The sequence below is a fragment of the Streptomyces sp. NPDC047085 genome (assembly GCF_040643735.1).
Lineage (GTDB): Bacteria > Actinomycetota > Actinomycetes > Streptomycetales > Streptomycetaceae > Streptomyces.
Genome location: NZ_JBEYUW010000002.1, coordinates 75,645 through 100,283, shown reverse-complemented (window position 1 = coordinate 100,283; position 24,639 = coordinate 75,645). Strand labels below are relative to the sequence as shown.

Genomic DNA, 24,639 nt, shown 5'->3' with positions numbered 1-24,639 from the left:
TCACCCGTCGGCGGGCGCGAGTTCGGCGAGGCGGTCGAGGACGTGGCGGGTGCCCGGGTGCCCGCCCGTCCCGGTCCGGTACACGGCGTGCACGCGGCGCCGCACCGGCACCCGCAGCGGATGCACACCGAGGCCCGGCGCATCGGGGTCGGGCAGCGCGAGCCGGGGCACCAGCGCGACCCCGGCGCGGCGGGCGGCCAGCGCGCACAGCACCGCGAAGTCACTGGCGACCGCGACCGGGCGAGGTACGAAACCGGCGGCCCCGCACGCCCGTTGGGCCATCTCGTGGCAGGCGGTGTCGGCGCCCGGCAGCAGCCAGGCGGCGTCCGCGAACGCGGCCAGGTCGGCCGCCGCGCCCGGCGCCAGACCGCGATCGGCCGCCTCGGCGGGGTGCAGCACCAGGAACACCGGCTCCTCGAACAGGTCCCGGCGCTCACAGCCGGCCGGGAGCGGGCGGGGCAGCAGGCTGTAGGAGTGGGTCACCGCGAGGTCCACCTCGTGCCGAGCGAGCGCGGCCTCGGCCTGGTCGGGCTCGTGCTCGACCAGCTCGACGAGTGGGGCCTCGGCGCCGCCGGCGGCGTCCGGGTCCGGCCACAGGCCCGGCAGCACGGTCCGCGCCACCGAGGGGAACGCGGCGACGCGCACCCGGCCGCGCTCGCCCCGGCGCAGCGCCACCAGGTCCGACTCGGCGGCCGCGAGATGCCCCAGCACCACCTGGGCGTGGTCCACGAGCCGCTGCCCGGCACCGGTCAGCCGCAGGGTGCGGCCCTGCTTCTCCAGCAGCACCAACCCCGTCTCCCGCTCCAGCGCCGCCAGTTGCTGGGAGACGGCGGGGCCGGTCAGATGCAGTGCCTCGGCGGTCGCCGCCACCGTGCCCCGCGCCGCGAACTCGGCGAGCACCCGGAGCCTGCGCACCTCCAGCATGAAGCTCACCTACCGGATCAACGAAGAAAGAATAAATAGACCTTCTCGATTCTACGGAGCAGAGTCGAGGACGTGAAGCCCGACAAGACCTTCCTCGCCCTGTCCGCCACCGTCCTGCTGTGGGCCTCCGCCTTCCCCGCCATCCGCGTCGCCCTGCGCGGCTACGGCCCCGCCGAGCTGTCCTTCCTGCGCCTGGCCGTCGCCTCCGCCGCCCTGGCGATCGTGGCCCCCGCGATGCGGGTACGACGGCCCGCCCGGCGGGACCTGCCGCGGATCGTGCTGGTGGGCGCGTCCGGCATGAGCGCCTACCAGCTGCTGCTGAACTGGGGTGAACTGCACGTGCCCGCCGGTACCGCGAGCATGATCGTGGCCGTGGCCCCGGCGATCAGCGCCCTGCTCGCCGCCGCCTTCCTGCGGGAGCGCCTCACCCCGACCAGGATCGCCGGTTCCGGTGTCGCACTCGGCGGAGCGGCCCTCATCGCCCTCGCCGGCGGCGACACCGGGTACACCACGGCGGCCTGGGCGGTCGTGGCCGCCGCCTGCGCGCAGGCCGCGTACCACCTGGGCATCAAGCCGCTGCTGCGCACGTACACCGGCCTGGAGGTGGCCGCCTACGCGATGTGGGCGGGCACGGCCCTGCTGCTCCCCCTCGCCCCCACCGCGCTCCATGCCGCTCTGCACGCCCCGTCCGGCGCACTCCTGGCCGCCGTCTACCTGGGCGCCCTGCCCTCCGCGGCGGGTTTCGTCGTCTGGGGACACGCCGTGGCCCGCCTCACCGTCACGGCGGCCACCGCGGCCCTCTACCTGGTCCCGGCCGCCACCCTGGCCGTCGCCTACGTCTGGCTCGGCGAACGGCCGCGACCGGTGGAGGTGTTGGGGGGACTGCTGACCATCGCGGGGGTGGCCCTGGTCGGCCGGGGAACGGCACGGGCGTCGCGTCGCGTGTCCGTACCGGCGGAGAGCGCCCCGCCGGTTCACCGGCAACCGGAACCGGGGCCCCTGCTCGGCGGAAAATAGTAGCCATGTACATAGTAGCTATGTACAGTACCTGGGACGGCACACCGAGAACGACGCGAAGGAGCAGTCATGACCACCACCGCACCCACGGTCAACGGCCGGGTCATCGCCCTGGCGCACTATGCCGGGCGTGCCCTCCTGGAGGGCGTGCTGGCCCGCCACGGCGCCACGTTCCACCAGAGTGTGACGCTCCGGGCCGTCGTGGTCGCCGGCGAGTCCATCGGCCGCGACGAGCTGATCGGCGAGGTCACCGGCTCGCTGAAGACCGAGGCGTCGGTCGTGCGCGGCGTGATCGAGGAGCTGACGGCCGCGCAGCTGCTGGAGGAGGATCCGGCGCAGGCGTCCCGGATACGGCTCACGGACGCCGGACGGGAGCTGTACGAGAGCAGCTCCGCCGAGACCGCCGAGATCTCCGCCCGGCTGTACGCAGGCATTCCGGACGGGGACCTCGCGGCCGCGGGCCGCGTCCTGGCACTGATCACGCAGCGCGCGAACATCGAGTTGGCCGGCGCCTGAAGCGCTGCCTCGACCGGGGTCCCGGCCGGCCCCTCTCGCCCAGCCCAGGCCCGCTGCGGCGGGGCGCGTTCACATCCTCTCGGCCACCCCCGCCAGCCGGGTCGGCGGCATGTACTCCCGGACGTACACCCGCTCCCAGCACGCGCCCGTCTCCCGCAGTTCCCGCCAGGTGGTGTAGCGGTAGCGGAAGAGCCGGGCGCGGACGAAGCGGGGCGGGGTGTCCGGGGGGAAGGGGGAGCGGCGCAGGAGTCTCAGGGTGTCGCGGTCGTTGACGAGCAGCCGTTCCACCAGGCCGCCGAACCATTCCCCGGCGTAGGCGGGGGACAGCGCGGCGAACCACATCAGCCAGTCCAGGCGCAGATGGTAGGGGGCGAACTGGCGCGGCCAGTGGCGGGGCTCTCCGGGCTTGCCCTTGAACTCGTACTCCCGCCAGTCCGAGTCCTCCCGCGGCACGTCGTCCAGCGTGCCCTCGACCACCACCTCGTAGCGGGTCCGGCTGATGCTGCCGAAGGCGCCGTAGGTGTTCACCAGGTGCAGCGGGTCGAAGGAGCGGTTCATGATCTGGCGGCGGGAGACCATGTTCACCACCGGGCGGTAGCTCAGGTAGAGCAGCAGCGCGGCGACCGCGAGGACGAGGACCTCGTACCAGAGCGGCGCCAAGGGGACCGGCGGTGCGGTGGTGGGCAGCCGGAGCGCGGACAGGGCGAGCACGATGGTGATCCAGTTCAGCCAGGAGAAGTTCCCGGACAGCACCAGCCAGAGCTGGGTCACGATCATCAGCGCGGCGGCGCCCGAGGCGATCGGCTGCGGGGTGAAGAGCAGCACCGGTACGGCCAGCTGGGTGACGTGGTTGGCGGCGACCTCGACCCGGTGCAGGGGCTTCGGCAGATGGTGGAAGAACCAGCTCAGCGGGCCCGGCATCGGCTGTGTCTCGTGGTGGTAGTACAGGCAGGTCAGCTTCCGCCAGCAGGCGTCGCCCCGGAGCTTGATCAGCCCGGCGCCGAACTCCACCCGGAACAGGATCCAGCGCAGCAGGAACAGTACGACGATCGGCGGCGCGACCTCGTCGTTGCCGAGGAACGCCGCCAGGAAACCGGTCTCCAGCAGCAGGGACTCCCAGCCGAACGCGTACCACGTCTGACCCACGTTGACGATCGACAGATACAGCGCCCACGGCACCAGCCACAGCAGGATGCCGGCCCACAGGGGCAGCAGCCCGTCCACGCCCGCCAGCAGCCCCGCCGACACCGCGCAGCCCGCCCAGGCGCAGGCCGCGAAGAAGCGGTCCGAGTAGTGCAGGTGGAACAGGCTCGGGGCCCGTTTGAAGGGGATCCGGGCCGTGTAGTGGGGGATCGGCAGCATGCCGCGCTCGCCCAGCAGGGCCCGGAACTGCGCGACGGCCGCCAGAAAGGCGACGAGGTACAGAGCGGCCAGGGCCCGCTGGAAGACCAGCCGGCTCAGCCAGTAGTCGGGTGCGGTGAACCAGTCCACGGCCGTGCGCTCCTGCCTCCATTGTGGCCATTCCACCGTGACCACTCCACGCCGTGTCACTGCGTGTACCGCACCGGCCGCTCACGTAACCCGCGGCCGGTCACGTAACCAGGGCGGGCCGACCACCCCGCTGGACGATGCGGAGAGGCGCGTCACCCCGCTCGAAGAATCGGACAATCCCTGGCAAAGTGGCCCCATGGCTGATCGGGGAGCGAGCGCCCTGTCACTCCCGGAGGACTGGCCCGCCCACCCGGATCCGATCCTGGCGCTCAACCGCATGGGCAGCTTCGACTGGGACCTGGACACGGGACTGTTCCACATGGACGCCCAGGCCCACGAGGTGTTCGACCTGCTCCCCGGGGAGTACGACGGCCGGCCGGAGTCACTGGTGATACGGGTGCCGCCGCCGGAGGCCTCCCGGCTGGACACGGTGGTGTCCCAGGCGATCAAGGACGGCAGCGAGAACTACGGCGCCTACTTCCGCATCCGCTGCCGCGACGGCACCCCGCGCTGGACCCACACCCAGGGCTACATCCGGCGCGACGAGACCGGCCGCCCGCGCCGGATCATCGGCATCGTCCGCGACGCCACCGAGGAACTCGCCGACACCGAGGCACGCAGTCTCCGCGCCGCCCAGAACCACGCCTTCCGCCGGCAGAGCAGCGTCGTCCAGGGCATCACCGCCGCCCTCGCCCACGCCCGCAGCGTCCAGGACGTCATCGACGTCCTCAAGAACACCCACGGCATGCGCCACCTGGGCGTGGCCAGCATCGTCATGGGGCTGGTGGAGGCCGGGCGGATCCGGCTCGTCGCGGAGGGCCCCGCCGGCAGCTTCGTGCCCGGCACCCTGATCACCCGGGTCGACGAGCCGTACCCGATGAGCGAGGTCGTCCGCACGCTGAGCCCGCGCTTCATCGAGTCCCCCCAGGAGTTCGCCGACGGCTACCCCATCCTCTGGCCGCACATCACCGACCTGAAGATCACCTCCGCCGCCTATCTGCCCCTGATCGCCCAGGCCCGCCCCATCGGCGCCATAGGCCTGCTCTACAACGACCGGTGCGGCTTCTCGGACGAGGAGCGGGCCGTGCTGGTCGCGCTCGGCAGCACCATCGGGCAGAGCCTGCAGCGGGCCATGCTCTACGAGCAGGAGAAGGACCTCGCCCAGGGCCTGCAGCAGGCGATGCTGCCCCGCACCATCCCCAGCGTCCGCGGCGCCGACGTGGCCGTGCGCTACCGCTCGGCCGCCCTCGGCCGGGACATCGGCGGCGACTGGTACGACCTCATCCCGCTGCCCGGCGGCCGGGTCGGCGCGGTCATCGGCGACGTCCAGGGCCACGACACCCACGCGGCCGCGGTCATGGGCCAGCTGCGGATCGTGTTGCGCGCCTACGCCGCCGAGGGGCACACCCCGGCCACCGTGATGGCCCGCGCCTCCGTCTTCCTGCACGAACTCGACACCGACCGGTTCGCGACCTGCCTGTACGCGCAGGCCGACCTGTCCACCGGCGTCGTCCAGGTGGTCCGCGCCGGGCACATCGACCCGCTGGTCCGGCGCGCCGACGGCACCTGCGGACGCGTCCCGGTGGAGGGCGGCCTGCCCCTCGGCCTGTCCGCCGAGTTCGGCCGGCTGGAGTACCCCGTCTCCACCCTGGAACTCGACCCCGGCGACACCCTGCTGCTGTGCACCGACGGGCTCGTCGAACAGCCCGGCACCGACGTCGACGACGGCATACGGGTCCTGGCCTCGCTCATCGCCGAGGGCTCCGAAGAGGTGCGCGACCTCGCCGGACGGCTCATCGAGGTGGCCGAGGAGCGCGGCGGCGACGACGACGTGGCCCTGCTCCTGCTGCGCCGCCGCGCGCCCGAGGCACCGCGGACCGGCGGCCGGCTCCGGCAGCACGTGGCCCCCGGCGACCCGGAGGCCCTCGTCCAGGCCCGGCACATGATCCGCGCCGCGGTCCGCTCCTGGGGCGCCCGGGACCGCGCCGACGAGATCGAACTGGTCGCCGACGAGCTGATCACCAACGCGCTGATACACACCGAGGGCTCCGCGGTCGTCACCCTGCGGGGCCTGGAGGGCAGCGACTGCCGGCTGCGCGTCGAGGTCGAGGACTCCTCCAGCGCCCTGCCGCGCCGCCGTGAGGCGGGGGAGGACGGGGTCTCCGGGCGCGGACTGCTCCTCGTCGACCGGCTCGCCGACGTGTGGGGCGTGGAGGCGCGCGGCGGCGGCAAGGCCGTCTGGTGCGAGTTCCGGGTGTCGCCGGACGGCGAGGGCGGGTGCTGACCGGTCCGCGGGGCGCGGGCTGACTCCGCTGGGCGCGTGCTGACCAGTCCGCTGGGCGCCTGCCGGCGACTCCGATGACGTGAGGGGTGCCTGCCGGCGACTCCGATGGCGCTGTCGGTGCCGGATGGCACCCTGGACTCATGCCGGAACTGCCCGAGGTAGAAGCGCTGAAGGACTTCCTCGCCGAGCACCTGGCCGGGCGCCGGGTGGTGCGGGTGCTGCCGGTCGCCATCAGCGTCCTGAAGACGTACGACCCGCCGGTCACCGCCGTCGAGGGGAGCGAGGTCACCGCCGTGCGCCGCCACGGCAAGTTCCTCGACCTGGAGACGAGCGGCGGCCTGCATCTGGTGACCCACCTGGCCCGGGCCGGCTGGCTCCAGTGGAAGGACCGCCTCCCGGACGGCCTGCCCCGCCCCGGCAAGGGCCCGCTGGCCCTGCGCGTGGCGCTGGAGACCGGTGAGGGCTTCGACCTCACCGAGGCCGGCACCCAGAAGCGCCTCGCGGTGTACGTCGTACGGGACCCGCAGGAGGTGCCCGGCATCGCCCGCCTCGGCCCCGACCCGCTCGCCGCCGGATTCGACGAGTCCTGCCTCGCCGCCCTGCTCAAGGAGGAGAGACGCCAACTGAAGGGCGCGCTGCGGGACCAGTCCCTGATCGCCGGGGTCGGCAACGCCTACAGCGACGAGATCCTGCACGCCGCGAAGATGTCCCCGTTCAAACTCGCCGCGTCCCTCACCCCGGAGGAGACCGCGCGGCTGTACGAGGCGCTGCGCACCACCCTCACCGAGGCGGTCGAGCGCTCGCGCGGGCTGGCCGCGGGACGGCTGAAGGCCGAGAAGAAGAGCGGTCTGCGCGTCCACGGCCGCACCGGCGAGCCCTGCCCGGTGTGCGGCGACACCATCCGCGAGGTCTCCTTCAGCGACTCCTCGCTCCAGTACTGCCCCACCTGCCAGACCGGCGGCAGACCGCTCGCCGACCGCAGACTGTCCCGGCTGCTGAAGTGAGGGGGCGGGAGCGGGTACGACTTCGAGGTACGAGTACGAGTACGAGCGCCGCCGGGACGCCTCAGCGCTGGCTGTTGCGGAAGCCTATGACCACGGCGCCCCACCAGCAGAGCTGTGAGACGAGCGCCGTCGCGGCCCCCCAGGCCACCAGCCGTCCGGTCAGCGGCCGTCCGGTCAGCGGCCGTCCGGTGCGTCCGGCGAGGCGCCGGGTGAGGAGCCCGGCCTGCAGGCCGTTGAGGGTGAGGGCGAGCACCAGGGCCAGCTTGACGCGGGTCACCGGCGAGTCGAGGTCCGGCTGGAGCAGGGCGCCGCTGGCGACCAGGCCCGCGAGACCGGCCCATATCGGCACGTGCAGGCGGTGCGTGCCCACCAGGGCGTCGGACAGGGAGCACCGGCCGGTCATCCAGAGCAGGGCGTGGTAGTCGGCCGCGAGCACGGCCCCGAAGCCGAGCACCAGCGAGGCCAGATGCACGAAGAGCGCGGCGGTGTGCAGGGTGGCGTCCACGTGCAGGTGCGCCGAGATCCAGGCGCAGGCCGTCAGGCCCAGACAGGCGGCGACCGCGGCGCTCCCGACGGTCCACCAGGTGTCGTACACGCCGAGCCGCCGAACGGGCGTGGCCTCGGGGGACACGGGCGATTCGGGGTGTGCGGACACGGACGACTCCTAGGTGGCTCACAGATCAAACTGAGGTAAGCCTCACCTAATGAGAATCTCTGGTCAAGTTCCGGTGCGGTTACTGTGCCCGGAGCGTGACCAGACGCTGTCCGTCCGTCGTGCGCACCTCGTAGCGGGCGACCTGGTCGGGATGCATCGTCGAACCGGCCGTCGTCGTGGTCGTGGCGGTGTCGCGCGCGCCGACGCTCCAGCCGTCGACGCTCTGCTCCGAGCCGTCCCGCCCGACGATCACGAGCCGGCAGGTGTGCGGGCCGGAGGCGTCCTTGACCTCCAGGCGGAGCCTGCTGCCCGAGTCCGCGTCCTCGGCGGTCACCCGCGCCCACACCCCGGTCGCCGGGTCGGTCGCCGCCATGACCCGGGGGCCCGTCTCACCGTGCCCGGCGTGGACGAGCAGCCCCGGACCGGCCACCGCCAGCACCACGGAGGCGGCCAGGCCGTACAGGAAGCGGCGGCGCCGCGTCCGGTCCCGGTGGGCGAGCTCGCCGAGCAGTCGCTCCAGCAGCCGGGGGCCGGGCTGGGCCATGGGGTGCACGAAGCGTGGTGTGGCTCGCCGGTACAGCATCAACTGCCGTGCGGCGGGCCCGAATTCGGTCACCTGCGTGGCGCACTGAGGGCACTCCATGAGGTGGTCCTCGAAGCGGAAGGCCTCCGCCTCGTCCAGCACGCCGAGCGCGTACGCGCCGACGTCGCGATGCCTCTCCAGGGACCTCATGCCGAATCCTCGTGCCTTTGGGTGTGGGTGGGGTTACTCGTTGCTCCCATCCGTACGCAGAGGACAGCCGAATCACTCAAGCCACGCGCGGAATCGCCGCAAGAGATTCGGAGCGGCCGGGCCCGCGGATTGGTGCGAATTCCGGAAAACCTCGGAGAGCTCGCACGACGGTACGGCCGACCGGCTCACCAGCGCGGCCGGCAGGCTCGGAAGCGCGACCCGCCGGGCTCCGAAGAGGTGGCCGGCCGGCTCAGAAGAGGTGGATGGCCAGATGCCCGAGGGGCAGTCCGAGCCGCCAGGCCGGGGTCCACACCTTCGGCCCGTCGTCCTCCCCGAACACCGTCCCACCGCCCGGCACCGCGTCCAGATCGGGCGCGAGCAGCTCGGTCTCCTCCAGCCAGCGCCACGCGTCCAGCGCCAGCGCCAGGTCCGGCGAGGGTGTACCGGTGCCCGCCGCCGCGGCCGCCAGTTCGGCCAGCCGCTCGCGCACCCAGTCCTGCCACGGCTGGTCGTACGCCGTCAGCGACAGCCAGGTCTCCAGCTGCGAGATCACCCGGATGCAGGAGAGTTCGCCGTCGGTGTCGGACAGGAAGACCGTCAGCGCCAGGGCGTCCCGGCCGGCCCGGAACTCGAAGGACGTCGGCGGCATCAGATCGCCGGTACGCAGCAGCTCGTCGGCGATGTACTCGGCGTACAACCAGGCCATGGGGACGGCGAGTTCATCGTCATCGGCGCCGTCCGCGCTCTCGTGACCTCTGTGCAGCATCCCTTCCTGCCCTCCTCCGGTGCGTGCGTGTCGCCCGAACCCGGCCCCCCGCCCGGAACACGGATGAGGACAGCTGATTGCCCGAACGGGGGTCGCAGCAAGGCGCTTTACCGAGGTTTGACCCGGCCTTCGGTTTCAGCGCGGATCGGTGGCATAACCCGGAAGGACCCGGCGCAGGGCGCGCAGCGCGTAGTACGCGCGGGACTTCACGGTACCGGGTGGAATCCCCAGCGTTTTCGCCGCTTCCGCCACACTGGCCCCGCGGAGATACACGAGTACGAGCACGTCACGGTGCTCCGGCGTGAGAGTCTTCACAGCCTCCCGGACGTCGAGCATCGCGGCGGCCCGCTCGGCGTGGTCGGCGGTCACCCGCGCGGTCTCCGGGACGTCCTCGCCGACCTCGGGCGGCCGGGCCTGCCGGGCGCGCCGCGCGTCGATCGCCAGCCGCCGGGCGACGGTCAGCAGCCAGGGCCGTACGGAGTCGAACTCCTCGGCGTACACGGCCTCGGGATGCTGCCAGGCCCGCACCAGGGTCTCCTGCACGAGATCCTCGGCGCGCTGCCGGTCCCCGTCGCTCAGCCGGAGCAGCAGCGCGAACAGGGGGCGGCCGTGCTCGCGCTGGAGCGCGGCCAGGGCGTGCTCGGCGGTCGTGGTGCCGTGTGCGGTGGTGGTGGTTCCGGCCGTCATGGCCGTATGGCAGCGCAGGCCGCCGCCGGGGGACAGGGGGCGTACCCGACTGTGCGACGGACGGTCGATCGCGTCGGCGAGCGGTACGACGAACGGTCCGGCATCGCGGGTGCGACACCGGATGGGCTAATCAGGGCGCCGGGACTGTTTGCGCCGGGAGCCAGCTTCGTACCCATATGCCTGTCACGGCTTTGTCAGCCAATACGACAACTCTGGGGTGAGCTGATGATCGGACGCAGACACCAGGTGGCTCTGGCGCTGACCGCTCTGCTCGCGGCGGCCGCCGCCTGCACCAACCAGGAGCGGGAGGAGTCGGCCGCGGCCGCGCGGCCTGCGCCGCCCGCAGCGCGGGGTTTCACCCTCGTCGCCTCCGGTGACGTCCTGCCGCACGCCTCCGTCGTCGACCGGGCCGCCTACGACGCGGGCGGCGGCGGTTACAACTTCCGCCCGATGCTCTCCGGCGCCGAACCGCTCGTCTCCCGCGCCGACGTGGCGCTGTGTCACCTGGAGATGGTCCACGAGGGCGACCGCAACGGCCATCCCGCCTCCTCGGCCCCGCCGCAGATCGCCTGGGGCCTCGCCGCCACCGGCTACGACAGCTGCTCCACCGCCTCCGAGCACGCCCTGGACGACACCAACGCCTTCCAGCGCACCCTGGCCGCCCTGGACCAGGCCGGCGTGCGGCACGCCGGCACCGCCCGCAGCGAGGCCGAGGCCCGCTCGCTCGTCCTGCTCCAGGCGGGCCCGGCCAAGGTCGCCCATCTGTCGTACACCTACGCCACCGACCAGCACCCGCTCGCCGCCGGTCCCTCCTGGGCCGTCAACCAGGTCGACGAGCAGCGGATGATCGCCGACGCCCGGGCCGCCCGGCAGGCCGGCGCCGACGTGGTCGTGGTCTCGGTGCACTGGGGCACCGCCTGGCAGGACACCCCCGACCAGCTGCAGCTCACCCTCGCCCAGCGCCTGACCGCCTCGACGACGCAGGGCCGCCCCGACATCGACCTGATCCTCGGCACCGGCGCCCAGGTCCCGCAGCCCTACGAGAAGGTCAACGGGACCTGGGTGGTCTACGGCATGGGCGACCAGGTCACGGGCGAGCTGTACAACGGCCAGGGCGTCCGGGACTCCCGCGGCGCCGAGTCCACCATCGGCCGCTTCACCTTCGCCCCGCCGGCCCGCCCCGGCGCCCGCTGGGAGGTCACCCGGGCAGAGTTCCTCCCGCAGGTCTACGACCTCGACGCCGGACGGGCGGTCGACCTGGGCCAGGCCGTCGCCGGCGGCGCCGATCTGACCGGGGCGCGCGACCGCGTCCGGGACGTCGTCCTCAGCCGCGGAGCCGCCAAGGACGGGCTCGTCATGGGGCAGCCGACGGGGCAGTGATCACTCCGCGGCCGGCCCGGTCGCCAGCACCGAACGGCGGTAGGAGTAGCTGAAGTAGATCACACAGCCGATCACGAACCACACGGCGAACCGCACCCAGGTCTGCCACTGCAGGAACGTGATCAGCCAGATCGAGAAGACGACACCCAGTGCCGGCACGAACGGCATCCACGGCGTACGGAAGGTGCGCGGCAGCTCCGGCTGCCGGTAGCGCAGCACGATCACCGCCGTGCACACCACGACGAACGCCAGCAGGATGCCGATGTTGGTCAGCTCGGCCGCCTCGCCGATCGGCAGGAACCCGGCGATGAGCGCCGAAGCCGCCCCGACGATCCAGGTCACGCGGGTCGGCACGTGCCGCGTCGGGTGCGTCTTTGCGAACCACCGGGGCAGCAGCCCGTCCCGGGACATCGAGAACCACACCCGGGTCACCCCCAGCATGAACGTGAACATCACGGTGAGGATGCCGATGATCGCGCCGACCGCGATCAGGTCCGCGAGCCGGCCCAGCCCCACCGCCTTGAACGCCGAGGAGAAGCCGCTCTCCGGGTCGATCTCCTTGTAGTTCTGCATGCCCGTCAGCACCAGACAGGCGGCCACGTACAGCACCATCGAGATCACCAGGGAGTAGATGATCGCCTTCGGCATGTGCCGCTGCGCGTCCTTCGACTCCTCGGCCGCGGTCGACATCGCGTCGTAGCCGAACACCGCGAAGAACACGGTCGCCGCACCGGTGAACGCGCCGCCGATGCCGAACGGGAAGAACGGGGTGTAGTTCGCGGCATCGACGTGGAACACGCCCACCCCGATCACCAGCAGCACCACCAGCACCTTCAGCGCGACCACGAACGTCTCGAAGCGGGCCGCGCTGCGGATGCCCAGGTTGAGCAGCCACGCGATCAGCAGACACAGGAGGACCGCGAACAGGTCGACCCGGTGCCCGGGTCCCGTGCCCGGCGCGCCCAGCATCCAGGCGGGCAGGTGCGCGCCCATGTCCTCGACCAGGAAGCCGAAGTACCCGGAGATGCCGATGGCGACCACGGCGACGATCGCCGTGTACTCCAGCAGCAGGTCCCAGCCGATGAACCAGCCCGCGAACTCGCCGAGCACCGCGTAGCCGTAGGTGTACGCCGACCCCGCCTTCGGGATCAGCCCGGCGAACTCGGCGTACGACAGCGCCGCGCAGGCGCTCGCCACGCCGGCGACGAGGAACGACACCAGGACCGCCGGCCCCGCCGTCTTGTTGGCCACGGCCCCGGCCAGCGCGAAGATGCCCGCGCCGATGATCCCGCCCACGCCGATCGCGGTCAGCTGCCACAGCCCGAGCGAGCGCTCCAGCGTGACGCCCTCGTGCACCTCCGTGTCCTCGATGTGTTCGATGGGTTTGCGACGGAGAATCCCCTCACCCATACGGAGCTTGGCCATGCGCCTCACCTCTTCCCCGACGGCAAACGGCTGACGGCGGATCATGATGGCTCAGGCACGCCCCGGACGGAAGACGCCACGCACGGCCTCGGCCCAGCCGGGCGTCCAGGTGCGGCCCGCCTCCCGGTCGGGCTCGGACGCCCCGAGATGGGCTCGCAGCGCGGCGAGCGCCGGGTGCGGATCGGCGGTGGACCAGAGGAGGGAGTGCGGGTAGACGGGGGTCGGGTCGCGCAGCGGGATCCGGCGCAGATCGTGGCCGGCCGGCCAGACCAGCCGGGTCCGCTCACCGACGAGGGTCGCCAGGGTGCCGGAGCCGGCGACCGCGTCCTGCACCGCCCCGGTGAAGTTGGGGCCCGAGGAGTCGATGGTGAGCCCGAACTCGGCGGCGAGGGAGGCGTAGTAGGCGGCCCATTCGGTGCCGTCCACGATGCCCGGCATCCAGATCCGGTGCCCGGCCAGCTGCCCGGGCGAGACCGAGCCCAGGCCGGCCAGGGCGTGCCCCGGGCCGATGAGCAGCTGGAGCGGCTCGTCGTACACCCGGACGGCCTCGACGCCCCGGGGCAGCGGCCGCCCGGGCATGGCGACAGCGCGGAAGGACGCGTCGACCGACCCGGAGCGCAGGGCGGTGAGGGCCGAGTCCACGTCGAAGAGCGTGACGACGTCCAGGGCGATGTCCGGGTGCGCCTCGTGGAAGCCGCGCAGCAGCGCCGCGGGGGCGAGCCGCGCGCCGACCACGTCGACCCGCAGGGCGCGGCGCGGCCGTACGGAGGCGGCGGCCCGCTCCCCGGCCAGCAGCAGCTCGCGGGCGTGCGGCAGGAAGGCCGCGCCGTCGACGGTCAGGGCGGCACCCCGGGCGGTCCGGGTGAACAGCCGGGCACCCAGCTCCTTCTCCAGCGCGGCGATCCGCTTGGAGACGGCCTGCTGGGTGACCGCCAGGATCGCCGCGGCCTCCTGGAACTGCCCGGAGTCGGCCACGGCGACGAAGGTCCGCACTGCTTTGAGGTCCACCCTCGGCACCGTACAACCCATGGTTGTGACGACGGTGCCGGCAGTTGTTTGATCCAGCGGCCACCTGCACGTTTTCATGTCCCGGGGCAACGGGAGGTTGTGCATGGGACGGCGGTTCGGGTGGCTGTGGGCCGCGTACTCGGCGAGTGCGCTCGGCACGTATCTCGCCTTCGACGCGTTCTCGGTGATCGCCGTTCTCGCGCTGCATGCCGGGTCCGCCGAGGTGGCGCTGCTCGCCGCGACCGGGCCCGCCGTGGGCGCCGTGGCGGCGGTGCCGCTCGGGCCGTGGGTGGAGTTCCGGCGCAAGCGGCCCGTCATGATGGCGATGGACCTGGTCAGGTTCGCCGCCCTGCTCACCGTTCCCGCCGCCTACGCGCTCGGCGGCCTCGGCCTCGGTCAGCTCCTGCTGGTCTCGGTGATCGTCGCGGCGGCCGACATCACCTTCAACGCGGCCTCCGGCGCCTTCCTGAAGGGGCTCGTCCCGGCGGACCGGCTGCTCACCGCGAACTCCCGCTTCGAGTCCACGAACTGGACCGCGCTCGTCCTCGGGCCGCCCCTCGGCGGCGCCGCGATCGGCCTGTTCGGGCCCGTCACCACGGTCGCGGCGAACGCGGTCAGCTTTCTGCTGTCGGCGCTCGGCATCCGGGCCGTCGGCGGCGGCGAGCCCCGCCCCGAGCGCACGAACCCGGGGCGCCTGCGGGCCGCCGACCTGCTCGACGGCTGGCGGTACATCCTCGGCAGCCCGGAGCTGCGGCCTCTCTTCTTCAACAACCTCGCGGCCAACGCCCTGATCATGGTCGCCGCCCCGCCGCTGGCCGTCCTCATGCTCGGCCCGCTCGGCTTCGCCCCCTGGCAGTACGGACTCGCCTTCGCCGTGCCCTGCCTCGGCGGCCTCCTGGGCTCCCGGCTGGCCCGCCCCCTGGTCGCCCGCCACGGGCAGCGGCGGGTGCTGCGCACCGCGGCCGTCCTGCGCGCCGTCTGGCCCCTCGGGCTGGCCTTCGTCCGGCCCGGGCTGCCCGGACTCCTGCTGGTGATGGTGCTGGAGTTCGGGGTGATCACCTGCTCGGGCGTCTACAGCCCGGTGTACGCCACCCGCCGCCTGGAGTGCACCCCGAACGACCGGGTCGCCCGCACCCTGTCCGCCTGGTCGATCACCGGCAAGGCCACCACGGCCGTCCTGACCGCCCTGTGGGGCCTGCTGGCGAGCCTCACCGGCCCGCGCACCGCGATCGCCCTGGCCGGCGTCCTGCTGCTGGCCACCCCGCTGCTGCTCGCGCGGCTGCCTACGGGACGACCGTCACCGGCCACCGCCCGGCCTTCACCAGCCGGACCGCCACCGAGCCGATGATGCGGTGCCCGGCCTGCTCGGAGGCGCCCACCACCACCGCGTCCGCCTTGAGTTCGTCGGCCGCCTTCACCAGGCCGTTGTAGGGGTCGCCGCGGAAGGTGTGGAACTCCCAGCGCACGTCGAATATCCCCTTGACCCGCTCCGTCGCCTCCCGGATCTGGGTGATCAGGTCCTCGGCGATCTCGTCGGTCGTCTCCGCGACCGGCGCCCCGAGCGCCGCCCCGGCCGCCAGCACCGGCTGCACGTACACCGCGGCCAGGAGCGCGTTCTGCCGCCGGGCCAGACCGCTCGCATAGGCGGCGGCACGCATCGAGGAGTCGGAGCCGTCCATCCCGACCACGATGACCTTGGGCCCGTCGGTCCCGCGCTCGAACTGGTGCGCGTGATGTTCGTGCTGATCGTGCTGTTCCGTCACGTCCCGAGGCTATCGGAATCCCCCCTTCCTGCCGAGGCCCGCGCCCGCTCGACGGGCGGGGCGTCCGGGCTCTTCCTAGAGTCGGAACCATGACCGCCACCGCCGAGCCGGCCGCACGCAGGGCCGCCGAGGGCCCGGCACGCCCGCCCGCCGGCGGCAGGCTCGGCTGGGTGCCCGAAGCCTTCGGAACCCTCTTCGGCGCGCTCGGCCTGCTGTGCGCCCTGCTCGCCTTCTTCGCCCCGCTGCGCCGCCTGCTGCGCCCGGTGGCGCACACCCTCGACCTGCTCCTGGTCCCGATCAGCGCCAACCTCGCCTACGCCGTCTTCCTGTTCCTGCTGGCCGGCGCCACCGCCGCCCGCAAGAAGGTCGCCTGGTGGCTGGTCGTCGTCTACCTGGGCCTCGTGGTCGTCACCGACGCCGTCGGCGTGGCGGTCGGCCTGTACGCCGATTCCCTGCCGTCCCTCGTGCTGTGCGGGCTGCTGCTGCTCCTGCTGGTGGTGGCCCGCAAGGAGTTCTACGCCGCCTCCCGCCGGGGTGCCCTGTGGCGGGCGCTGGCCGTCCTGCTGGCCGGACTCGTCGTGGCGATCGTGCTGGGCTGGGGCCTGGTCTCGCTCTTCCCGGGCACGCTGCCGCAGGGCCAGCACCTGGCCTGGGCCGCCGACCGGGTGTGCGGCGGGCTGGTCTCCAACAACGCCTTCGACGGCAGACCGCCCCGCCAGGTCACCTTCGTGCTCGGCCTGCTCGGCGCGCTCGCCCTGCTGAACGCCGCCGCCGCGCTGTTCCGTTCCCAGCGCCTGGAAGCGGCCCTGCACGGCGACGAGGAGACCCGCATCCGCGCCCTGCTGGCGGCCTACGGCGAACGGGACTCCCTCGGCTACTTCGCCACCCGCCGCGACAAGGCCGTCGTCTTCTCCGCCAGCGGCAAGGCCGCCGTCACCTACCGCGTCGAGGCCGGCGTGTGCCTCGCCAGCGGCGACCCCGTCGGCGACCCCGAGGCCTGGCCGCACGCCATCGCCGCCTGGCTCGACGTGGCCCGCCGGCACGCCTGGGCGCCGGCCGTCATGGGCGCCTCCGAGGACGGCGCCCGCGCCTACGCCCGCGCCGGACTCGGCGCCCTCCAGCTCGGCGACGAGGCGATCCTGCACGTGCCCGGATTCGACCTGGACGGCCGGGACATGCGCGTCACCCGCCAGGCCGTGCACCGCGTCCGCCGCACCGGCGCCACCTGCCGCATCCGCCGCCACGCCACCCTCAGCGACCGGGAGATGGAGGAGATCGTCGACAAGGCCGACGCCTGGCGCGACACCGAGACCGAACGCGGCTTCTCCATGGCCCTGGACCGGCTCGGCGACCCCGCCGACGGCGACTGCCTGCTCGTGGAGGCCCTCGGCGACGACGGCCGGCTTCTCGCCCTGCTCTCCTTCGTGCCCTGGGGCACCGACGGCGTCTCCCTGGACCTGATGCGCCGTGACCGCGCCGCCCCCAACGGGGTCATGGAGTTCATGGTCGCCGACCTGTGCGCGGCCGCCCCGAAACTCGGCGTGCACAGGATCTCGCTGAACTTCGCCGTCTTCCGGTCGGTGTTCGAGGAGGGCGCCCGCATCGGCGCCGGACCGGTCCTGCGGCTCTGGCGCCGCCTGCTGCTGTTCTTCTCCCGCTGGTGGCAGCTGGAGGCCCTCTACCGCTCCAACGCCAAGTACCACCCCGAGTGGTACCCGCGCTTCATCTGCTACGGCGAGACCGCCTCCCTGGCCCGCATCGGCCTCGCCTCCGGGATCGCCGAGGGATTCGTCCCCGTACCGTCCCTGCGCAAGCTCTGGCGACGGGGACACCCGCAGCCGGGGCAGCGGCCCCTCACCGCCCCGCTCCCGCCGCCCCCGGCGGCGCCCGGCCCCGCCGCGGGGGCCGAGGCCGGGCCCGCCGCACCGGGAGGCCTGTCCGACCAGGTCCGCGTCCGGCACCGCACCCTCGACCGGCTGCGCGCCACCGGCACCGACCCCTACCCGGTCGGCGTGCCCGCCCCCACCCACGCCCTCGCCGACGTCCCGCTCGGCCAGGACGTCACCGTGGCCGGCCGCGTCATGCTGGTCCGCGACTTCGGCGGCATCCTCTTCGCCGTCCTGCGCGACTGGTCGGGCGACCACCAGATCGCCCTCACCCGCCACGGCTCCGGAACCGCCCTCGACGGCTTCCGCGCCGACATCGACATCGGCGACCACATCACCGCCACCGGCCACACGGACCTCAGCGAACGGGGCGAACCCACCGTCTTCGTCACCTCCTGGCAGCTGACCGGCAAATGCCTGCGCCCGCTGCCCGACAAGTGGCGCGGCCTCACCGACCCCGAGACCAAGGTCCGCCGCCGCTACCTCGACCTCGCCACCAGCCCCACGTCCCGGGGCGTGCTCCGGGCCCGCTCCGCCGCCGTGCAGGCGCTGCGCCAGGGCCTGCTGGACCGCGGCTACCTCGAGGTCGAGACCCCGATGCTCCAGCAGATCCACGGCGGCGCCAACGCCCGCCCCTTCACCACCCACATCAACGCCTACGACCTCGACATGTACCTGCGCATCGCCCCCGAGCTGTACCTGAAGCGGCTGTGCGTCGGCGGCCTGGAGAAGGTCTTCGAACTGGGCCGCACCTTCCGCAACGAGGGCGTCTCCTACAAGCACAACCCCGAGTTCACGATGCTGGAGGCCTACCAGGCGCACGCCGACTACGACGTGATGCTCGACCTCACCCGCGAACTCGTCCAGAGCGCCGCCACGGCCGCCTTCGGCGCGCCCGTCGCCCACAAGGACGGCCAGGCGTACGACATCTCCGGCGAGTGGCCGGTCAGGACGGTGTACGGGTCGATCTCCGAGGCGCTCGGCGAGGAGATCACGCCCGGCACCGAACTCCTGCGGCTGCACCGGCTGTGCGACCGGGCGGGGGTGCCGTACACCGCCGACGACGGCCCCGGCGACGTCGTCCTGGAGATGTACGAGCGGCTCGTCGAGGACCGCACCCGGCTGCCCACCTTCTACAAGGACTTCCCGACCGACGTCTCCCCGCTCACCCGGCAGCACCGCGCCGACCCCCGGCTCGCCGAACGCTGGGACCTCGTCGCCTTCGGCACCGAACTCGGCACCGCCTACTCCGAGCTGACCGACCCCGTCGAGCAGCGCCGCCGGCTCACCGCGCAGTCGCTGCTGGCCGCCGGCGGCGATCCCGAGGCCATGGAACTCGACGAGGACTTCCTCGACGCCCTCGAGTACGCGATGCCGCCGACCGGCGGACTCGGCCTCGGCGTGGACCGGCTGGTCATGTTCCTCACCGGCCTGACGATCCGGGAGACCCTGCCGTTCCCGCTGGTGCGCCACCGCTAGCGGCAGGATCCGGCGCGGTCGTCCGGAAGCCCTGCCGGGGCAGGGTCAGCAGCGCGACCACCGCGGCGGTCAGGGCCAGCGCCGCGCCGAGTTCGAAGCAGTCGCGAAAACCGGCCGCCAGAGAGTTCTCGTAGGCCTTGCGGCCGCCGAGCGCCGGGGACGAGAGCCCCTGCTGGGAGACCGTGACGACCCCGACGAACAGCGAGGCGCCGAGGCCCGCGCCCAGCTGCCGGGAGGAGTTCAGCCCCCGGGGCAGCGCACCGCTCCCGGACCGGGCGAAACTCACCGGCAGGGCGAGCACACCGCAGCCGAAGGCGATCAGCAGCAGCGGCAGCAGCACATCGGAGAAGCGGTACGCGGTGCCGCCCAGCGTCAGCAGGAAGAACCCGGCCGCCGTCACACCGCACGCCGCCGCCACCGTGGCACCGAGGCCGGCGCGCGCGGCCACGGCGGGCAGGACCAGCCAGCCCAGCAGCAGCCCCACGACGGCCGGGAACAGGGCCCAGCCGACCGAGACGACGGACATCTGGCCGAGCAGCTGCAGGGCGATCGTGAGGACGAACGAGGAGCCGGTGAGCCCCGCCGCCAGCAGCGCCACCACGGTGTACGCACCGAACGCGGCCCGCCCCCGGTACAGCCGGGCGAACAGCTCGGGCACGTTCTCGCCCCGGCCGAACCAGCTCAGCGAGGACGGCACCAGGGCACCGGCCACCGCGACGACGATGATCGTGGTCGCGGACACGCTGTGGTCACCGAGCCAGTCCGCGAACCAGGCGAGCAGGCCCAGCGGGAGGACGGCACCCGCGGCGCGGCCCAGGCGTGCCCGGGCCCGGGGCCGGGGCGCGGACTCGGCGAGCGCCCACGGGACCAGCAGCAACAGGGCCAGGCCGACGCCGGCCTCGGCCCAGAAGACCGCCTTCCCGGAGTCCGCCGTCTCCAGCACCATCGAGCACGGCAGCAGCACCGCCGGCGCGGCACTCGCGACGACCGCGAAGTGCACGCCGAGCGCCCGGTCCCGGCCCCGGCCCTCGGGATGAGTGGCGTCGATCAGCGCCAGCGCACCCGCCGTGATCGCCGCCGCCGCGACTCCCTGCAGGGCCCGCGAGCCCAGCAGCATCCCGGGATCCGTCGTCACCGCGGACACCGTGGCGGCGAGGCTCGACAGCGCGAGCCCGCCCAGCAGCACCTTGCGGTGCCCGAACGCCCCGCCGAGCGCGACCGCGAGCACCGGCAGCGCGGCGAAGCACACGCTGTACGCGGTGAGCAGCCAGGTCAGTCCGTCGATGGACAGCCTGTATTGCATCTGGATCCAAGGCAGCGCCATGGAGAAGGCCGCCGCGTCGAACGCGACCAGCACCTGGGCGACGGCCAGCAGCACCACCGCCGACCGCCGGCGCAGCGCCCCACCCGTACCGCCACCCGTTCCCCCGTTCGTTCCCCCATGGGTTCCCCCGTGCACGACCAACTCTGTTCGACCCCCAACGGCACACCGGTAGACGCTCGTTCCGCGACCCGGCCGATTATCGGAAACCCGGAAAGTACCGCACAAGGGAGGTTCCGCACTGCTCCGACCGGGTGGTTTCCCGCCGCCACATCAGTGTCGGTGTGGTGCGCCGGAGGCTCATGGGGCGACTGATGGGTCATGCAGAAGGATCAGTTGTTCACGCGGCGCCGGATGCTGCTCGCCGGCGCCGCCGCTCTGGGTGCGGCCGGCACCGCGGGACTCGTCATGGCGGGCAGCGAGGAAGCACCGCCCCGCCCGGCCGTCCTCGCCGGTCCGCAGGCCCGCCAGGTGCTCAAGCCGTCGGCGTACCGGCTCCAGCCGCTTACCGGATACGGTCCGCCGCGCACCCCGCCGCGCAGGCTCACGGTGCGGCACGAACCGATCCTGCGGATCTCCACACGCGGCCGGCACATGATGCTGACCTTCGACGACGGTCCCCACCCGGACTACACCCCGCACATCCTGGACACCCTCGCCAAGTACGACGTGCGCGCGATGTTCTTCGTGTGCGGCGAGATGGCCGTCGACAACAAGGAGCTGCTGGCCCGGATGGCCGACGACGGCCACGTGGTCGGCAACCACACCTGGACGCATCCCCTGCTGACCGAGCTCGGCCGACGGGACATCCGCGACGAGATGGAGCGCACCAGCGACGTCATCGAGGACGCGTACGGGGAACGCCCGCAGTGGTTCCGCGCGCCCTACGGCGCCTGGAACCGCGCCGCCTTCCAGCTGGGCGCCCAGATGGGCATGGAGCCGATGGCCTGGACGGTCGACAGCACCGACTGGGAGGAACCCGGCACGCGCACCATCGTCGACCGGGTGGAGAGCGGCGCCGCCCCCGGCGTCGTGGTCCTCTCCCACGACGCCGGGGGCGACCGCTCGCAGAGCGTCCGCGCGATCCGCGAGTACTTGCCCTACCTGCTCGACTCCGGCTACCGCCTCACCGTGCCGAGCCGCCGCACCTGAGGGCGCGTCAGCCCGCCCGGTCGCGGCGCCTCAGTCGACCGTGACCAGGCGGGCGAAGACGACGACGTTGCCGTCGTAGCCGTTCTGCTTCGAGAAACCGCCGCCGCAGGTGATCACGCGCAGTTCCGGCGTGCCCTTCGAGCCGTACACCCGGTCGCTGGGGAACGTGCTCTTCTCGAAGACCTCGACGCCGTAGATCTCGAACACCGCGGTCTTCCCGTCCTTGCGCAGGACCTCGACCCGGTTTCCCTTCTTCAGCGCCCCGAGCCCGTAGAACACGGCGGGGCCCTGCTGGTTGTCGACGTGGCCGACGATCACGGACGTGCCCTTCTCGCCCGGCGAGACCGCGCCCGTGAACCAGCCTGCCAGATTGGGGTCCTCGGGGGGCGGCGCGTCGACCAGGCCGCCTGCGTCCAGGCCGACCGGGATGACCGGGGCGTCGACCTGGATCGCGGGGATCCGGACCCGGTCGACAGCGGCGAACGGCAGCGGGGCGGGCGCGGCCGCCGCGGCGAAGGTGTCGGTGCCCGGGTCGGTGCGGGTGTCCGGGGCGGCGGCCGAGGCGGGCTGCGGCGGACCGATGTCGAACTCCCCGGAGCCGTTCCGAATGAGCGCGAGGCCGGTCAGGAGAACAAGCGCTATCACGCCCCAGGGGGCGCGCTTCCTCCGCCGCTCCTCCTCTTCGGCCAGCTCGGCCCATTCGGACGCATACATTCGTCATCCCCTCTCGACGCGGGCCTGGGAAAAAGCTAAGTCCCGTGCGCGCGGGAGGCGACGGGACCACGGGCGAACGGGTGGCCCGGCAGCCTTTCGGTGCGCCATCCGAGTTGCACTCGCAAGAGAATTTCTGACGGCCCGTGACCTGCGGAAATATCCGATTGTGTGGTTGTCTCGCGGCATGCCGGATCACCGGGACGGACCATTCTCGACATGCGGGCGTGTTCCGGGGGTCCGAGGGTTTGCTCGGGAGGTGTTTTCTCGCCGACCCCGGGGACCGGACCCGGGGTGCCTCCCGCGGAGGATCACATGCGGAACCAACGTGCCCTGGCGGCCGCGTGCGCCGCGGTCGCGGTGCTCGCGCTCGCCACCCCCGTGGCGGTCGCGGACGGAGGGCTGGGCAACCCCGGCGGCCCGTCCGGGGAAACGGGAACCAGCACCGGCGTCGTCGGTGGTGTGGGCGGCGTGGGTGGTGTGGGTGGTGTGGGCGGCATTGGTGGTGTCGGTGGCATCGGCGTCATCGGCGGCACCGGCGTCATTGGCGGCACCGGCGTCATCGGCGGTAACGGGAACTTCAACTGCAACTTCAACGGGAACGGGAATTTCGGGAACGGCAACGGCAACGGCCGGGGCAACGAGAACGGCCGGGGCAACGACAACAACTGCCGGAACAACAACGACTTCGGCCGGGGCAACGAGCACGGCCGGGGCAACGAGAACGGCCGGGGCAACGAGAACGGGCACGGTGAGGAGTCCGGCGGTCGACGCGACATCATCGTCGAACCCAACGTGGTCGAGGCCGGCGGCACCCTGACCATCACCGTGGAGGGCTGCCAGGGCGGCACAGCCTCCTCCGCGGCCTTCACCGAGAGCCGTGTGGTGCTGACACCGCTCGATGACAAAGCCTCACAAGGGACTGCCACGATCCGCTCGAACGCCGAATCCGGCCAGTACGACCTCACGGTCACCTGCAACGGCCGCACCGTGACCCGCCGCGCGGCCTTCACCGTGTTCAGGCCCAACGATGGGCGCCCCCATGTCCCCGGCCCGGCCAAGGCCGGTCTCGGCGGCAGCATCTCCAGCGGTGCCACGACGACCGACATGGCCATCGGCGGAGGACTCGTGGCCTCGGCCGTGTTCGGCGGCGGCGTGTTCCTGCTGCGCCGCCGGAACGAGAAGCAGCTCTGACCCCCGCCCGGCCACGCCCCCGTGGCCGGCCTATGAGCACAGGCCTTCACCCCGGCCCCTTTCGGGCACCGGGGCGAAGGCCTGTGGCGATCGCGGGCCGGGTCATCCGGCCGCCGTGACCACCGCCTTGGCGTGCGGGAACAGGCCGAGGAAGGGCTCCGCCGTCGCCGCGATGCCCCGGCTGAACGGGGCGTCGAAGTCCCAGATCAGGAAGAGCATGAAGGCGATGGTCGCGGAGAACAGCCCGGCGAGGACCAACTCCCGTGTGGTGCGCCGGATCTGCAGTGCGAAGACCATGCCCACCGTGACCACCGCCCCGGCGAGCAGCCCTGCCCACACCACGGGAGGCATGGTGGCCCCGGTCGAGTCGGCGCGCGCGTTGCGCGCCTGGTCGGCGGCGGCCATCTGGTCCAGCACCGGCTGGTAGACCTGGGCCTCGAAGTCGTTCTTCGGCCGGTAGTCCGTGACGTCCTGGCGGACACGGCCGAGCAGGTCCCCGCCGTGGTCGGTGACCTGCCCGTGGTCGGTCATCGACTTCCACTCCGTGGTCACGACATAACTGACGTACGAGTCGATGTCGCCCCGGATGCGGTCACGCACGTCCGGCGGGTACACCCGTACCCGCTCCGAGATCTCGTGCAGCGCCTGGGCCTCGGCCTGCACATGGTCCTGGGCGGCGCTGCGCGCCTCCCACACGCCGGCGATGGCCAGGCCCAGGACGATGGCGTACACGACGCCGATCCACATCGTCATGTACTCGATGACGTCCGGGGTCTCGCTGGGATCCTCGTCCTCGGGAGCCCGCTTGTGCCGTACGAGGGTGATGACCACCACCACGACGCACGCCCCCAGCATCGCGAGGACGAGAACAAGCCAATCCGACAACAGGTGCCTCCAGAAGTGAGGGGCCGCGCGTCAGCGCGGGCGCAGCGCCGCGACGGCGACGATCGCGGGAACGGTGATGAGCAGGACATAGGTGACCGGGGAGGTCGGTGAGGGCGCGGGGTGAGCCGTGGGCCGGGGGTGGTACGCCGGGTAGCTCACCGGGGTCACGGAGGGCCGGGGGGTGGGCTTGGGCGGCGGGGTCGGCTTCGGACGCGGGGCGGGCGGGGGCGGTGGGGGAGGGGCCGGCCGGGCCGCGGGGGGCGCCGGGGCCGGCCTCACGGGCGGCTTCGGCTTCGGCGGCGCCTTCGGGACCGGCGTCGGCCGAGGCTTGGGCGTCGGCTTCGGCGGGGGTGGCGGT

The 24,639-nt window shown here is 72.9% G+C and carries 22 protein-coding genes; 9 read left to right on the top strand and 13 right to left on the bottom strand.

Translation table 11 applies throughout. The features are described 5' to 3' along the window. Entirely contained in the window at positions 1-924 is a 924-nt protein-coding gene (locus ABZ865_RS06160; protein WP_361227154.1) for a LysR family transcriptional regulator, read from the bottom strand. Between the two features lie 72 nt (positions 925-996). Between ABZ865_RS06160 and ABZ865_RS06155 the strand changes: the two genes are divergently transcribed. Further along, a complete protein-coding gene (locus ABZ865_RS06155; protein ID WP_361224694.1) occupies positions 997-1,941 on the top strand; it encodes a DMT family transporter in 945 nt (314 codons plus the stop codon). 69 nt (positions 1,942-2,010) lie between these two features. Beyond that, entirely contained in the window at positions 2,011-2,457 is a 447-nt protein-coding gene (locus ABZ865_RS06150; protein ID WP_361224691.1) for a MarR family transcriptional regulator, read from the top strand. A gap of 69 nt (positions 2,458-2,526) precedes the next feature. Here the strand turns inward: ABZ865_RS06150 and ABZ865_RS06145 are convergent, their stop codons facing one another. Further along, complete coding sequence (locus ABZ865_RS06145; protein ID WP_361224688.1) at positions 2,527-3,948, bottom strand: lipase maturation factor family protein; 1,422 nt, start codon at positions 3,946-3,948, stop codon at positions 2,527-2,529. Between the two features lie 196 nt (positions 3,949-4,144). Here ABZ865_RS06145 and ABZ865_RS06140 point away from each other — a divergent pair, with 196 nt between their 5' ends. Continuing rightward, complete coding sequence (locus ABZ865_RS06140) at positions 4,145-6,232, top strand: SpoIIE family protein phosphatase (protein ID WP_361224685.1); 2,088 nt, start codon at positions 4,145-4,147, stop codon at positions 6,230-6,232. Positions 6,233-6,372: 140 nt separating this feature from the next. Further along, positions 6,373-7,236, top strand: coding sequence for a DNA-formamidopyrimidine glycosylase family protein (locus ABZ865_RS06135; RefSeq protein WP_361224682.1), 864 nt, complete (start codon positions 6,373-6,375; stop codon positions 7,234-7,236). Between the two features lie 61 nt (positions 7,237-7,297). Here the strand turns inward: ABZ865_RS06135 and ABZ865_RS06130 are convergent, their stop codons facing one another. The 4 genes from ABZ865_RS06130 to ABZ865_RS06115 form a co-directional block, all read right to left on the bottom strand. Beyond that, entirely contained in the window at positions 7,298-7,891 is a 594-nt protein-coding gene (locus tag ABZ865_RS06130; RefSeq protein WP_361224679.1) for a hypothetical protein, read from the bottom strand. Between the two features lie 79 nt (positions 7,892-7,970). Further along, positions 7,971-8,624 (bottom strand): zf-HC2 domain-containing protein, encoded by a 654-nt coding sequence (locus ABZ865_RS06125; RefSeq protein WP_361224676.1) that lies wholly within the window; start codon positions 8,622-8,624, stop codon positions 7,971-7,973. Between the two features lie 250 nt (positions 8,625-8,874). After that, positions 8,875-9,390: a hypothetical protein gene (locus tag ABZ865_RS06120; RefSeq protein WP_361224673.1), complete on the bottom strand. Its 516-nt coding sequence runs from the start codon at positions 9,388-9,390 to the stop codon at positions 8,875-8,877. A 135-nt stretch (positions 9,391-9,525) separates the two neighbouring features. Next, on the bottom strand, positions 9,526-10,077 hold the full coding sequence (locus tag ABZ865_RS06115; RefSeq protein WP_361224670.1) for a sigma-70 family RNA polymerase sigma factor: 552 nt from the start codon (positions 10,075-10,077) through the stop codon (positions 9,526-9,528). A 225-nt stretch (positions 10,078-10,302) separates the two neighbouring features. On the opposite strand from ABZ865_RS06115, the gene ABZ865_RS06110 reads away from it, so the two are divergent. Next, positions 10,303-11,457: a CapA family protein gene (locus tag ABZ865_RS06110; protein WP_361224667.1), complete on the top strand. Its 1,155-nt coding sequence runs from the start codon at positions 10,303-10,305 to the stop codon at positions 11,455-11,457. Here the strand turns inward: ABZ865_RS06110 and ABZ865_RS06105 are convergent, their stop codons facing one another. Further along, positions 11,458-12,882, bottom strand: coding sequence for an amino acid permease (locus ABZ865_RS06105; protein WP_361224664.1), 1,425 nt, complete (start codon positions 12,880-12,882; stop codon positions 11,458-11,460). 51 nt (positions 12,883-12,933) lie between these two features. Further along, the gene (locus tag ABZ865_RS06100) at positions 12,934-13,890 is read right to left on the bottom strand and encodes a LysR family transcriptional regulator (RefSeq protein ID WP_361224661.1); all 957 of its coding nucleotides are present in this window, start codon (positions 13,888-13,890) and stop codon (positions 12,934-12,936) included. A gap of 103 nt (positions 13,891-13,993) precedes the next feature. Here ABZ865_RS06100 and ABZ865_RS06095 point away from each other — a divergent pair, with 103 nt between their 5' ends. Beyond that, a complete protein-coding gene (locus tag ABZ865_RS06095) occupies positions 13,994-15,238 on the top strand; it encodes an MFS transporter (protein WP_361224658.1) in 1,245 nt (414 codons plus the stop codon). Here ABZ865_RS06095 and ABZ865_RS06090 read toward each other — a convergent pair. Further along, complete coding sequence (locus ABZ865_RS06090; protein ID WP_361224655.1) at positions 15,174-15,653, bottom strand: universal stress protein; 480 nt, start codon at positions 15,651-15,653, stop codon at positions 15,174-15,176. The genes ABZ865_RS06095 and ABZ865_RS06090 overlap by 65 nt on opposite strands. Positions 15,654-15,742: 89 nt before the next feature. On the opposite strand from ABZ865_RS06090, the gene lysX reads away from it, so the two are divergent. Beyond that, a complete protein-coding gene (lysX, locus tag ABZ865_RS06085; RefSeq protein WP_361224652.1) occupies positions 15,743-19,018 on the top strand; it encodes a bifunctional lysylphosphatidylglycerol synthetase/lysine--tRNA ligase LysX in 3,276 nt (1,091 codons plus the stop codon). On the opposite strand, the gene ABZ865_RS06080 is transcribed toward lysX, so the two are convergent. Beyond that, positions 18,963-20,477, bottom strand: coding sequence for an MFS transporter (locus ABZ865_RS06080; RefSeq protein ID WP_361224649.1), 1,515 nt, complete (start codon positions 20,475-20,477; stop codon positions 18,963-18,965). The two genes, lysX and ABZ865_RS06080, sit on opposite strands and share 56 nt — an antisense overlap. A 183-nt stretch (positions 20,478-20,660) precedes the next feature. Between ABZ865_RS06080 and ABZ865_RS06075 the strand changes: the two genes are divergently transcribed. After that, entirely contained in the window at positions 20,661-21,491 is an 831-nt protein-coding gene (locus tag ABZ865_RS06075; RefSeq protein ID WP_361224646.1) for a polysaccharide deacetylase family protein, read from the top strand. Positions 21,492-21,521: 30 nt separating this feature from the next. Here the strand turns inward: ABZ865_RS06075 and ABZ865_RS06070 are convergent, their stop codons facing one another. Continuing rightward, on the bottom strand, positions 21,522-22,205 hold the full coding sequence (locus ABZ865_RS06070; RefSeq protein ID WP_361224643.1) for a class F sortase: 684 nt from the start codon (positions 22,203-22,205) through the stop codon (positions 21,522-21,524). A 312-nt stretch (positions 22,206-22,517) separates the two neighbouring features. Here ABZ865_RS06070 and ABZ865_RS06065 point away from each other — a divergent pair, with 312 nt between their 5' ends. Continuing rightward, on the top strand, positions 22,518-23,396 hold the full coding sequence (locus ABZ865_RS06065; RefSeq protein WP_361224640.1) for a hypothetical protein: 879 nt from the start codon (positions 22,518-22,520) through the stop codon (positions 23,394-23,396). A 102-nt stretch (positions 23,397-23,498) separates the two neighbouring features. On the opposite strand, the gene ABZ865_RS06060 is transcribed toward ABZ865_RS06065, so the two are convergent. Together ABZ865_RS06060 and ABZ865_RS06055 are read right to left on the bottom strand one after the other, a co-directional pair. After that, positions 23,499-24,281, bottom strand: a complete 783-nt coding sequence (locus tag ABZ865_RS06060; RefSeq protein ID WP_361224637.1) for a DUF4239 domain-containing protein — start codon at positions 24,279-24,281, stop codon at positions 23,499-23,501. A gap of 30 nt (positions 24,282-24,311) precedes the next feature. Continuing rightward, a complete protein-coding gene (locus ABZ865_RS06055; RefSeq protein ID WP_361224634.1) occupies positions 24,312-24,440 on the bottom strand; it encodes a hypothetical protein in 129 nt (42 codons plus the stop codon). Positions 24,441-24,639: the final 199 nt, after the last annotated feature.

What these genes read in the sequence shown, in the direction of transcription:
- ABZ865_RS06160 (WP_361227154.1), bottom strand. Translation starts at nt 924, where the DNA reads ATGCTGGAGGTGCGCAGGCTCCGGGTGCTCGCCGAGTTCGCGGCGCGG.
- ABZ865_RS06150 (WP_361224691.1), top strand. Translation starts at nt 2,011, where the DNA reads ATGACCACCACCGCACCCACGGTCAACGGCCGGGTCATCGCCCTGGCG.
- ABZ865_RS06140 (WP_361224685.1), top strand. Translation starts at nt 4,145, where the DNA reads ATGGCTGATCGGGGAGCGAGCGCCCTGTCACTCCCGGAGGACTGGCCC.
- ABZ865_RS06135 (WP_361224682.1), top strand. Translation starts at nt 6,373, where the DNA reads ATGCCGGAACTGCCCGAGGTAGAAGCGCTGAAGGACTTCCTCGCCGAG.
- ABZ865_RS06125 (WP_361224676.1), bottom strand. Translation starts at nt 8,624, where the DNA reads ATGAGGTCCCTGGAGAGGCATCGCGACGTCGGCGCGTACGCGCTCGGC.
- ABZ865_RS06120 (WP_361224673.1), bottom strand. Translation starts at nt 9,390, where the DNA reads ATGCTGCACAGAGGTCACGAGAGCGCGGACGGCGCCGATGACGATGAA.
- ABZ865_RS06115 (WP_361224670.1), bottom strand. Translation starts at nt 10,077, where the DNA reads ATGACGGCCGGAACCACCACCACCGCACACGGCACCACGACCGCCGAG.
- ABZ865_RS06110 (WP_361224667.1), top strand. Translation starts at nt 10,303, where the DNA reads ATGATCGGACGCAGACACCAGGTGGCTCTGGCGCTGACCGCTCTGCTC.
- ABZ865_RS06105 (WP_361224664.1), bottom strand. Translation starts at nt 12,882, where the DNA reads ATGGCCAAGCTCCGTATGGGTGAGGGGATTCTCCGTCGCAAACCCATC.
- ABZ865_RS06095 (WP_361224658.1), top strand. Translation starts at nt 13,994, where the DNA reads ATGGGACGGCGGTTCGGGTGGCTGTGGGCCGCGTACTCGGCGAGTGCG.
- lysX (WP_361224652.1), top strand. Translation starts at nt 15,743, where the DNA reads ATGACCGCCACCGCCGAGCCGGCCGCACGCAGGGCCGCCGAGGGCCCG.
- ABZ865_RS06075 (WP_361224646.1), top strand. Translation starts at nt 20,661, where the DNA reads ATGCAGAAGGATCAGTTGTTCACGCGGCGCCGGATGCTGCTCGCCGGC.
- ABZ865_RS06070 (WP_361224643.1), bottom strand. Translation starts at nt 22,205, where the DNA reads ATGTATGCGTCCGAATGGGCCGAGCTGGCCGAAGAGGAGGAGCGGCGG.
- ABZ865_RS06065 (WP_361224640.1), top strand. Translation starts at nt 22,518, where the DNA reads ATGCGGAACCAACGTGCCCTGGCGGCCGCGTGCGCCGCGGTCGCGGTG.